The organism is Burkholderia sp. Ac-20392, assembly GCF_017104585.1.
Lineage (GTDB): Bacteria > Pseudomonadota > Gammaproteobacteria > Burkholderiales > Burkholderiaceae > Burkholderia > Burkholderia lata.
This window is the reverse complement of sequence record NZ_JAAGPB010000397.1, coordinates 1-8,094: the sequence shown is the minus strand read 5'-3', so window position 1 is coordinate 8,094 and position 8,094 is coordinate 1. Positions and strand designations below refer to the sequence as shown.

4 protein-coding genes are annotated in these 8,094 nt (G+C 67.3%); all 4 read right to left on the bottom strand.

Annotated features, from left to right (window positions below):
• Window positions 1-70 precede the first annotated feature (70 nt).
• Entirely contained in the window at window positions 71-454 is a 384-nt protein-coding gene (locus G3N99_RS30020; RefSeq protein ID WP_174989744.1) for a VOC family protein, read from the bottom strand.
• Window positions 455-562: 108 nt separating this feature from the next.
• Window positions 563-3,871 carry an efflux RND transporter permease subunit gene (locus G3N99_RS30015; RefSeq protein ID WP_174935073.1) on the bottom strand — a complete coding sequence of 1,103 codons (3,309 nt, stop codon included), beginning with the start codon at window positions 3,869-3,871 and terminating at the stop codon, window positions 563-565.
• Window positions 3,872-3,874: 3 nt separating this feature from the next.
• Window positions 3,875-6,988 carry an MdtB/MuxB family multidrug efflux RND transporter permease subunit gene (locus G3N99_RS30010; RefSeq protein ID WP_174989745.1) on the bottom strand — a complete coding sequence of 1,038 codons (3,114 nt, stop codon included), beginning with the start codon at window positions 6,986-6,988 and terminating at the stop codon, window positions 3,875-3,877.
• 15 nt (window positions 6,989-7,003) lie between these two features.
• The coding region (locus tag G3N99_RS30005; RefSeq protein WP_206124187.1) for an MdtA/MuxA family multidrug efflux RND transporter periplasmic adaptor subunit at window positions 7,004-8,094 on the bottom strand (1,091 nt) is incomplete at its 5' end.

Here is an 8,094-nt window from a genome sequence, read left to right as displayed (position 1 = left end):
GCCGGATGCCGTCCCGAGCGGGGCGACATCCGTGCCACGATACCGGCCGGCGCAACGCCGGCCCGTCGAACTAGCCGTTCAGCACATAAGGCTGCGTCATCACTTCGAGGAAGTGGCCGTCCGGATCGTCGAAGTACACGCCGCGGCCGCCGTTGTGGCGGTAGATGTCACCGGGTTGCCGCTTCGCCGGATCGGCCCAGTGCGGCAGCCCGCGCTCGCGAATGCGCGCGAGCACGCGATCGAAGCCTGCTTCGTCGAGCAGGAACGCGTAATGCTGCGACGCGATCTCTCCCGACTGCTCATAAAAATCGAGTGATACGCCGTTGCCGAGCGGGACGACCAGCATCGCGCCGAACGGCGTCGGCGGCGGCAATTCCAGAAGCTCGGTGAGGAAGCGGCTCGACGCGCGCTTGTCGCGGCACCAGACGATCGTGTGGTTGAGCTGGACGTTCATGGTGTGTCCCCGTGAAGGGCCCCGCGGTAGGCATGGACTCACGATAGCCGATCGTCGCCGCTGTTCAAGCGCGAAAAAAAACGGCCGCACAACGGGCGGCCGCTTTCATCACTCCCCGGCGACAGCCGGCCCGCCGGTATTGCCGCGGCGGTTGCGGCGTTTCTCGCCCCACACGCGGAACCGGTCCATGTACAGGTAGACGACCGGCGTCGTATAGAGCGTCAGCACCTGCGACACGATCAGGCCGCCGGCGATCGCGATCCCGAGCGGCGCACGCAGCTCGGCGCCGTCGCCGTTGCCGAATGCGAGCGGCAGCGCGCCGAGCAGCGCCGCCATCGTCGTCATCATGATCGGGCGGAAGCGCAGCAGGCACGCCTCGTGGATCGCGTCGAACGACGACTTCTGGTTGTTGCGCGTCTGGTCGATCGCGAAGTCGACCATCATGATCGCGTTCTTCTTCACGATACCGATCAGCAGGATCACGCCGATCAGCGCGATGATGCTGAACTCGGTCTTGAACAGCAGCAGCGCGAGCAGTGCGCCGACGCCGGCCGACGGCAGCGTCGACAGGATCGTGATCGGGTGGATGTAGCTCTCGTACAGGATCCCGAGCACGATGTAGACGGCCAGCAGCGCCGCGAGGATCAGGATCGGCTGATCGTTCATCGACTGCTGGAACGCCTGCGCGGTGCCCTGGAAGCTGCCGACGATGGTCGGCGGGACGCCGACCTGCGCCATCGTCTGGTAGATCACCTGCGTCGCCTGCGACAGCGACACGCCAGGCGGCAGGTTGAACGAGATCGTCGTCGCGACGAACAGCCCCTGGTGGTTGACCGACAGCGGCGTCGTGCTCGGCCCGAACGTCGCGATCGCCGACAGCGGGATCATCGTCGACTTCGACGTCGACACCGACGCACCCGACGACGCGCTCGACTTGCCGCTCGCCGCGATCGAGTTGAGCGCCTGGTTGCGCGCGGAGTCGGACGCGATCGCCGCGGCGCTCTGCGTGGCCGTGCCGGCGCTCGACGTGCCGGCGGAGGTCGCGACGTAGGTGCCGGCCGCTGCGTTGGTGGTCTGCGAGCCGTTCGCGCTGCCGCCCGACGTGCTGACCCATACCTGGTTCAGCATCTCGGGGCTCTGCCAGTACTTCGGCGCGACTTCCATCACCACGTGATACTGGTTCAGCGGGTTGTAGATCGTCGAGACCTGGCGCTGGCCGAACGCGTCGTACAGCGTGTTGTCGATCTGCGCGGGCTTGATGCCGAAGCGCGCGGCCGTCGCGCGGTCGATCGTCACCATCGCCTCGAGGCCGCCCTGCTGCTGGTCCGAGTTCACGTCGGTCAGCTCGGGGCGCTTCTGCAGCGCCTCGGTCAGGATCGGCCCCCACTTGTACAGGTCGGTGCTCGAATCGCCGAGCAGCGTGAACTGGTACTGCGCGTTGCTCTGCCGGCCGCCGACGCGGATGTCCTGGGCCGCCTGCAGGAACGTGCGCGCGCCGGCGACGTCCGCCAGCGGCGGGCGCAGTTGCTGGATCACCTGGTCGGCCGACAGCTTGCGCTCGGTGCGATCCTTCAGCGTGACGAACATGAAGCCCGAGTTGGTCTGCGTGCCGCCGGTGAAGCCCGCGACGCTCTTCACGTTCGGGTTGCTCTGCACGATCCGCATCATCTCGGAGAACTTCAGCTTCATCGCCTGGAACGACGTCGACTGGTCGGCCTGGATGCCGCCGATCATCAGCCCGGTGTCCTGCTGCGGGAAGAAACCCTTCGGCACGACGATGTACAGGTAGACGTTCAGCCCGATCGTCGCGAACAGGGTCAGCAGGATCAGCAGCGGCCGGCGCAGCGCCCACGACAGCGAGCGTTCGTAGCCGCGCTGCATGCGGCTGAAACAGCGTTCCAGGAAACGCCCGAAGCGGCCTTCGCTTTGCGGGTCGTGCGACTCGGGCAGCAGGCGCGCGCACATCATCGGCGTGACCGTGAGCGACACCGCGAGCGACACGGCGATCGCGAGCGACAGCGTCAGCGCGAACTCGCGGAACAGCCGCCCGACGATGCCGCCCATCAGCAGGATCGGCAGGAACACGGCAACGAGCGAAATGCTCATCGACAGCACCGTGAAGCCGACCTCGCGCGCGCCGTCGAACGCGGCCTGCATGCGCGACTTGCCGTTCTCGATATGCCGCGAGATGTTCTCGAGCACGACGATCGCATCGTCGACGACGAAGCCGGTCGCGACGATCAGCGCCATCAGCGACAGGTTGTCGATCGAGAAGCCGAGCAGGTACATCGCGCCGAACGTGCCGATGATCGAGATCGGCACCGCGACGCTCGGGATCAGCGTCGCGCGCCAGTTGCGCAGGAACAGGAACACGACCATCACGACCAGGCTGACCGCGATCAGCAGCGTGTGCTCGGTGTCCTTCAGCGACGCGCGAATGGTGGTCGAACGGTCGAGCACGGGCGTGACCGTGATGTCGGCCGGCAGCGACGCGGTGAGCTGCGGCAGCGCCGCGCGCACGCGGTCGATCGTGTCGATGATGTTCGCGCCGGGCGAGCGGTAGAGGATCACGAGCACCGCGCGCTTGCCGTTCGACAGGCCGAGGTTGCGGAGATCCTCGACCGAATCGACGACGTCGGACAGGTCGGACAGCCGCACGGCCGCGCCGTTGCGGTACGCGACGACGAGGTCGCGGTATTGCGACGCCTGGGATGCCTGGTCATTCGTATAGAGCTGGTAGTGCTGCGGGCCGAACTCGATCGCGCCCTTCGGCGCGTTGGCGTTCGCCGAGGCGAGCGCCGCGCGCACGTCCTCGAGGCCGATCCCGTAGTGGAACAGCGCTTGCGGCTCGAGCTCGACGCGTACGGCCGGGTTCGCGGAGCCGCTCACCGTCACCTGGCCGATCCCGTCGATCTGCGACAGCGACTGCTGCAGCACCGTCGACGCGGAGTCGTACAGCTTCGCGGGCGACGAGGTCTCCGACGTCAGCGACACGATCATGATCGGCGAGTCGGCCGGGTTGACCTTGCGGTAGGTCGGGTTGCTCTTCAGCGCGGCGGGCAGGTCGGCGCGCGCCGCGTTGATCGCGGCCTGCACGTCGCGCGCGGCGCCGTCGATGTCGCGGTTCAGGCCGAACTGCAGGATGATCCGCGCATTGCCGACCGTGCTCGTCGACGTCATTTCGGACACGTCGGCAATCGAGCCGAGGTGCCGTTCGAGCGGGCTCGTCACGCTGGTCGCGACGGTCTCGGGGCTCGCGCCGGGCAGCGACGCCTGTACCGAGATGGTCGGGAAGTCGACCTGCGGCAGCGGCGACACCGGCAGCTTGACGAACGCGAACAGGCCCGCGAGCGCGACGCCGATCGCGAGCAGCGTCGTCGCGACGGGGCGGGTGATGAAGGGGCGCGACAGGTTCATCGCTTACGCGTCCGTGCGCCGGCCGGCTTGCGGGCCGTGGCGTTCGAACCAGCCGCGCACGCGGCGCGCGAGCGAGTCGAAGCCGAGGTAGATCACGGGCGTCGTGAACAGCGTCAGCACCTGCGACACGATCAGGCCGCCGGCGATCGCGATCCCGAGCGGCTGGCGCAGCTCGGAGCCCGCACCGGAGCCGACGATCAGCGGCACCGCGCCGAGCAGCGCGGCGAGCGTCGTCATCAGGATCGGCCGGAAGCGCAGCAGGCACGCCTGGTAGATCGCTTCGCGCGGCGGCTTGCCTTCGACGCGCTCGGCCTCGAGCGCGAAGTCGATCATCATGATCGCGTTCTTCTTCACGATACCGATCAGCAGCACGATGCCGATGATCCCGATGATGTCGAGGTCGTGCCCGGTGATCATCAGCGCGAGCAGCGCGCCGACGCCGGCCGACGGCAGCGTCGACAGGATCGTGATCGGGTGGATGTAGCTCTCGTACAGCACGCCGAGCACGATGTACATCGTGACGATCGCCGCGAGGATCAGGAACAGCTGGTTCGACAGCGATGCCTGGAACGCGAGCGCCGCACCCTGGAAGCGCGTCTGGAACGACGCGGGCAGCCCGATGTCCTTCTCGGCGGCGTCGATCGCCTTGACCGCCTCGCCGAGCGAGGCGCCCGCCGCGAGGTTGAACGAGATGGTGGTCGACGGGAACTGCGACAGGTGCGCGACCAGCAGCGGCGACGGCCGCTCGTGGAACGACGCGATCGACGACAGCGGCACCTGGCCGCCGCCCGCCGACGGCAGGTAGATGTCGTTCAGCGATTGCGCGTAGTGCTGCTCCTTCGGCTCGGACTCGAGGATCACGCGGTACTGGTTCGACTGCGTGAAGATCGTCGACACGATGCGCTGGCCGAACGCGTCGTACAGCGCGTTGTCGACGGTCGCCGGCGTGATGCCGAAGCGCGCGGCGCTCGCGCGGTCGATCTCGATGTAGACGGACTGGCCATTGCTCTGCAGGTCGGTCGCGACGTCGGCGAGCGACGGCTCCTGCTGCAGCCGCGCGACGAGCTTCGGCACCCAGGTCGCGAATTCTTCCGAGTTCGGGCTCGTCAGCATGAACTGGTACTGCGTCGGGCTGACGGTCGAGTCGATCGTCAGATCCTGCACCGACTGCATGAACAGCGAGATGCCGGTGATGTTCGCGACCCGGTGCTGCAGGTCGCGGATGATCTGCGCGGCCGTCTCGGAGCGGTCGTCGCGCGCCTTCAGGTTGATCAGCATCCGGCCGCTGTTCAGCGTGATGTTGCTGCCGTCGACGCCGATGAACGACGTGAGGCTCTCGACGTTCGGATCCTTCAGGATCTCGGCCGCGAGCGTTTGCTGGCGCTCGGCCATCGCGCCGTACGAGATCGACTGCGGCGCCTGCGTGATCGCCTGGATCACGCCGGTATCCTGCGCGGGGAAGAAGCCCTTCGGCACGTAGACGTACAGCAGGCCCGTCAGCGCGAGCGTCAGCAGCGCGACGACGAGCGTCGAGCGCTGGCGGTTCAGCACCCATTCGAGCGCGACCGCGTAACGCGCGATCACCCAGTCGATCGCCTGGTGCACGCGCGCCTCGAAGCGGTGGCTCTCGGGCGGCGGCGAATGGCGCAGCAGCTTCGCGCACATCATCGGCACGAGCGTGAGCGACACGATCGCCGAGATCACGATCGTCACCGCGAGCGTGATCGCGAATTCGTGGAACAGGCGCCCGACCACGTCGCCCATGAACAGCAGCGGGATCAGCACCGCGATCAGCGACACCGTCAGCGAGATGATCGTGAAGCCGATCTGCTTCGAGCCCTTCAGCGCAGCCTCGAGCCCCGTCTCGCCTTCCTCGACGTAGCGCGCGATGTTCTCGATCATCACGATCGCGTCGTCGACCACGAAGCCGGTCGCGATGGTGAGCGCCATCAATGACAGGTTGTTCAGCGAGAAGCCGGCCATGTACATCACCGCGAGCGTGCCGATCAGCGACAGCGGCACCGACAGGCTCGGGATGATCGTCGCGTAGATGTTCGCGAGGAACAGGTACATCACCAGCACGACGAGCCCTACCGCGAGCAGCAGCTCGAACTGCACGTCGCGCACGGCGGCGCGGATCATCGTCGTGCGGTCGGTGACGATCTGCACGTCGAGCGCGGCCGGCAGCGTTTCCTGCAGCTTCGGCAACTGCGCCTTGATCGCGTCGACCGTCTGGATCACGTTCGCGCCCGGCTGGCGCTGCACGTTCAGGATGATCGCGGGCTCCTTGTTCACCCACGCGCCGAGCTTGGTGTTTTCCGAGCCGGCGACGACCGTCGCGACGTCGGTGAGCATCACCGGGCGGCCGTTCTTGTATGCGACGACCGCGCTGTTGTATTGATCGGCGCTCGTGAGCTGGTCGTTCGCGTTGATCGTGTACGCGCGCGTCGGGCCGTCGAAGTTGCCCTTCGGCGTGTTGACGTTCAGGTTCGAGATCGTCGTGCGCAGGTCGTCGAGGTTCATCCCGTACTGCGCGAGCGCGGTCGGGTTCGCCTGGATGCGCACGGCCGGGCGGTTGCCGCCCGACAGGCTGACGAGGCCGACGCCCGCGATCTGCGAGATCTTCATTGCAAGGCGCGTGTCGGCGAGATCCTGCACCTGCGTGAGCGGCAGCGTCTTCGACGTGACGGCGAGCGTCAGCACCGGCGCGTCGGCCGGGTTGACCTTCGCATAGATCGGCGGGGCAGGGAGGTCGGACGGCAGCAGGTTGCCGGCCGCGTTGATCGCGGCCTGCACTTCCTGTTCGGCGATGTCGAGCGGCAGGTCGAGCGAGAACTGCAGCGTGATCACGGACGAGCCGGCCGAGCTTTGCGACGACATCTGGTTCAGCGACGGCATCTGCCCGAACTGCCGTTCGAGCGGCGCGGTGACCGACGAGGTCATCACCTCCGGGCTCGCGCCCGGGTAGAAGGTCTGGACCTGGATCGTCGGATAGTCGACTTCCGGCAGCGCGGCGAGCGGCAGGAAGCGCAGCGCGACGAGACCGGCCAGCATGATCGCCGCCATCAGAAGGGCGGTGCCGACCGGCCGGAGAATGAAGAGGCGGGATGGATTCATCGAGCGGCCCGCGCGTTACTGGGCCGCGGAGGCCGCTGCCTGCGACGCGCCGTGCTTGTGTCCGCCGTGATGGCCGCCGGCGCCCGATGCACCCGACGCCGCACCGGCGCCGCGTGCGCCCGACGCGCCTTTCGGCTTGTCGGCCGGGATCGAGATCTTCGCGCCTTCGCGCAGGCGGTCGGAGCCGTCGGTCACCACGCGCTCGCCGAGCGACACGCCGCTGACGATGCTCGTGCGTTCGCCGTCGACCGGGCCGATCGTGACCTTGCGCACCGTCACCGTGTTGTCGGGCTTCACGACGTAGACGAACTGGCCGATCGAGCCGGTCAGCACGGCCGAGGTCGGCACGATCGTCGCGTTGCGCAGCACGTCGACGAGCAGGCGCGTGTTCACGAACTGATTCGGGAACAGCATGCCTTCCTTGTTATCGAAGTTCGCGCGCAGCTTGACCGTGCCCGTGCTCGTGTCGATCTGGTTGTCGAGCGTCGCGAGCGAGCCGGTTTCGAGCGGCACCGTGTTGTTGCGGTTGTACGCGGTGACCGACAGCTTCTGGCCCGCGTTCACCTGCTTGAGGATCTGCGGCAGGTTGTCTTCCGAGGTCGTGAAGATCACGCTCATCGGCTGCAATTGCGTGATCACGACGAGGCCGTTGGAATCGCCCGGCGTCACGTAGTTGCCGGGGTCGACCTGGCGCAGGCCGACGCGGCCCGACACCGGCGCGGTGATGCGCGCATACGTGAGGTTCAGCTTCGCGGAATCGATCGCGGCCTGGTCGGTCTTCACCGCGCCTTCGTATTGCTTGACGAGCGACGCCTGCGTATCGACGGTTTGCGACGCGATCGAGTCCTGCGACAGCAGCGTCTGGTAGCGCTTCAGGTCGAGGCGGGCCGTCGCGAGCAGTGCCGAGTCGCGCGCGTGCGTGCCTTCGGCGTTCTCGAGCGACACCTGGTACGGGCGCGGGTCGATCTGCGCGAGCAGGTCGCCCTTCTTGACGATCTGGCCTTCCTGGAACGCCACCGACTGCAGGTAGCCCGACAGTTGCGTCTTGACCGTCACGTTCGCGAGCGGCGTGACGGTGCCGAGCGCGGACAGCACGATCGGCATTA